General features: G+C 68.1%; 4 protein-coding genes. 1 reads left to right on the forward strand and 3 read right to left on the reverse strand.

All coding sequences use genetic code 11. The features are described from left to right. On the forward strand, positions 1-727 hold a 727-nt coding region (locus BDIM_RS14985), incomplete at its 5' end, for a Rossmann-fold NAD(P)-binding domain-containing protein (RefSeq protein ID WP_040346368.1). Between the two features lie 221 nt (positions 728-948). On the opposite strand, the gene BDIM_RS14990 is transcribed toward BDIM_RS14985, so the two are convergent. The 3 genes from BDIM_RS14990 to BDIM_RS15000 form a co-directional block, all read right to left on the reverse strand. Beyond that, on the reverse strand, positions 949-1569 hold the full coding sequence (locus BDIM_RS14990; protein WP_003166427.1) for a DUF1134 domain-containing protein: 621 nt from the start codon (positions 1567-1569) through the stop codon (positions 949-951). A gap of 172 nt (positions 1570-1741) precedes the next feature. Then, on the reverse strand, positions 1742-2293 hold the full coding sequence (locus BDIM_RS14995) for a TIGR00645 family protein (protein ID WP_003166428.1): 552 nt from the start codon (positions 2291-2293) through the stop codon (positions 1742-1744). Between the two features lie 2 nt (positions 2294-2295). After that, on the reverse strand, positions 2296-3228 hold a 933-nt coding region (locus BDIM_RS15000; RefSeq protein ID WP_040346369.1), incomplete at its 5' end, for a phenylalanine--tRNA ligase subunit beta-related protein.

A 3228-nucleotide genomic window follows, 5' to 3' on the forward strand; every position in this document is an offset into this window, starting at 1 on the left:
TCCGGCCGACGCCAAGGCCTTGGGCGCGGCCCTGGCGGCCGCTCAGGCTGTTCTGATCACCACGCCGCCCGACGCCCACGGCTGCCCGGCCCTGCGCGCCCTAACGCCCCTGTCCGCTGACGCCTGGCCCGACTGGATCGGCTATGTCTCCTCCACCGCCGTTTACGGCGACCGGGCGGGCGGCTGGGCCTTCGAGGGCGATCCGCTGAACGCCGCCACTCTGGAAGGCGCCCGTCGCGCCCGCGTCGAACGCGACTGGCTGGACGGAGCGCAGGGCATGGGGCTGACGCTGCAAATCTTCCGCCTGCCCGGCTTCTACGGCCCCGGCCGCAGCGTCATCGACCGCCTGCGCGCCGGAACCGCCCGCCTGGTGAGAAAGCCCGGCCAGGTGTTCAACCGCATCCATGTGGACGATGTCGTCTCGGGCCTGTTCGCCTCCATGGACCGGCCGCGCCCCGGCGGCGTCTACAACCTGACCGACGACGAGCCGACCTCCGCCGACGTCGTCACCGCCTGGGCGGCTGAACGCCTGAAGCTGCCGCGCCCGCCTGAGGTCGACTGGACCGCCCCCGAGGTCAGCGAGGCCATGCGCCGCTTCTACCTGGACTCCAAGCGCATCTCCAACGCCCGCGCCAAGGCCGAACTGGGCTGGCGTCCCCGCTATCCCTCCTACCGCGAAGGGCTGGAGGCGATCATCAGGGGCGACGAACTCGAAGACCTGCGTTAGGTTAGGCGTTTAAACTGGTGCGCCGAGCAATGAAGATGTCACGGACTTTGCCGCTATATATGGCGGCTATACTGGCTTGCAGCGCCGTGGGCCTCGGCGCCTTCGCAGCGGCGGCTCAGCAAACCACAGGCGTGCGGGCTCAGGCGCGTAAAGCAATCGCCACCTGCGGCCCAGGCCAGGTGGCGACCGTCACCAAGAGTGATTTCGTCTGTTTCTGAGGGTCAGAAAGGCAGGATGTTGCGCTGGCGGCTGTAGCTCATGGTGCCGACGTTGGCGCCCAGACGCACGCCGACGCCGGTGCGGATCGGGGCCAGGACGATGCCGTCCGCGCGCTGATAGTTCACGCCCAGACCGGCGACCAGATAGGCCGAACCCTCGACGCCCGGATAGCGGCGATAGAGCATGTCCGGGTGATAGAGGCCGTAAACCAGGGTGAACACCCGGCTGGCGTTGCCGCCCCAATCCCAGCCGATGGAGGCGCCCTGCCAGAACACTTCCTGCGAGGCCGACAGATCCTTCATGTGCAGGGCTCCGCGGCCGTAACGCAGACCGGCCACCACGGCGCCCGCGCCTTCCTCGCCCGCGATATAGGCGGTGGGGCGGTCGCCCTGTTCGGCGAAGATGCGTTCGATGGCGCCGCCTACAGCCTCGGCGGCGATGCCCAGTTCCCGCGAGCCGGCGGTGACCAGTTCGTCAAAGGTGTAGGCCTGGGCCCGCTGATCGGACGCGATCGGATAGTTGGGATCGGCGGGCGGGCGGCTGGCGCAAGCGCCGAGGCCGGCGGGCAGGGCGCCGGCGGCGGCGATACCGAGGCTGGTGCGGATCAGTTGGCGGCGGTGCATAATCAAGGCTCCCGGCTAAGGACGGTCCGCCCGTCGTCGCGGGCTTGGCCTACCGTCCCTGCCTTTTACGGCAGCCTTGGGGCTTTAAGGTTAACCGAAGATTGCCCGCGCCCCCTTAAAGCGTTCCGGCGGATCAAGCCTGCGTCATGCAGACCGGAAATCCGCCGGGCTGTCAGTGCTTGTCGGTCTTGGCCGCGATCCAGTCCATCAGCGCCAGAAGCACCCCCGAGGCGATGAAGGTCAGATGGATGATCACCGCCCACATCAGCGCCGCCTCATCCAGCGGATGACCCGGCTTGCCGATGTTCATGAAGCTCTTGAGCAGATAGATGGCCGAGATCGCCACGATGGAGGCGATCAGCTTCATCTTCAGGCCCGAGAAATCCACCGACCCCATCCACGGCGGGCGGTCCACGTGGTTCTCGTCCAGATCCAGCTTGGAGACGAAATTCTCATAGCCGGAATAGAGGACGATCAGCAGCAGATTGCCCGCCAACGACAGGTCCACCAGGCTGAGGATGGCCAGGATGGCGGTGTCGGACGTCATGTGGCCGTCGCCGACGATGAAGGCCTGCGGCAGGTAGTAGAACAGCTCCCGCACGAAGACGACGAGCAGCATCACCAGGGCCAGCACCAGGCCGAGATAGAAGGGGGCCATCAACCAGCGCGCGCGGAACAGGTTCCGTTCGAACTGGGTCTCGGCCCAGGGCTTCTTGTCCGTCATGTTCAGCTTCTCAGAGTTCCGCCGGCCTTGGTCGCAGCAGACGTGATCTTGGCCGTCAGGGCCTCGATCTCCGCTTCGGTCAGGGTGGCGGCGCGGGGCTGGACCTCGACCTCGATCGCCACCGACTTCTGACCTTCAGGCACGCCTTGGCCGCGATAGACGTCGAAGACGCGCACCTCGGCGATCAGGGCCTTGTCGGCGCCCGCCACGGCGCGGGTCAGGTCGCCCACGGCCTTGGCTTCATCCATCAGGAAGGCGAAGTCGCGGGTCAGGGGCATCAGGTTCGGCAGGTCCGCCGCGCCGCGCGCCTTGCCCGCCCCACTCTTCCCTTTTTGGCCGCGCGGTTCCGGCACGGAGTCGAGCACGATCTCGAAGGCCAGCATGGGACCGTCGGCGTCCAGCGCCTTCAGCACGCGCGGGTGCAGGGCGCCGAACTCAACGATGACGTTCTTGGGCCCCAGCTGCAGCCGGGCCGAACGGCCGGGATGCCACCAGTCTCGGTTCGACCCTTGCGCCAATTGCAGGGAGGCGACCGGGGCGCCGATCTCTTCCAGCACGGCCATCAGGTCGCCCTTCAGTGCAAACAGGGGGTCTTCCCCCGCCCCGCCCCAGTGGCGGTGGGCGTGCGGCGCCGCCAGGCCCGCGATGACGGTGCGCTGGCCGTTCGGCTGATCGTCCAGATAGATGGGGCCGATCTCGAACAGGGCGACGTCGGCGTGGCCGCGCGCAGCGTTGCGCGCCGCCGCCTGGATCAGGTTCGGCAGGACCGTGGGCCGCATGCAGTCCAGATCGGCCGCGATGGGGTTCTCCAGCACCAGACGCTCGTCCCCGCCGCCGAACAGGGTCGCGATCGACTGTTTGGTGAAGGACCAGGTGACCGCCTCGGCGTAGCCCAGGGCCGCCAGCGCGCGACGCGCCGTGCGCACGCGCGCCTG

Origin of the sequence: Brevundimonas diminuta ATCC 11568 (assembly GCF_000204035.1) — a bacterium.
In the GTDB taxonomy this organism is placed as follows: Bacteria; Pseudomonadota; Alphaproteobacteria; order Caulobacterales; family Caulobacteraceae; genus Brevundimonas; species Brevundimonas diminuta.

Excerpts from the sequence above, each read along its gene's own strand:
- BDIM_RS14990 (WP_003166427.1), bottom strand. The coding sequence starts at position 1,569 with ATGCACCGCCGCCAACTGATCCGCACCAGCCTCGGTATCGCCGCCGCC.
- BDIM_RS14995 (WP_003166428.1), bottom strand. The coding sequence starts at position 2,293 with ATGACGGACAAGAAGCCCTGGGCCGAGACCCAGTTCGAACGGAACCTG.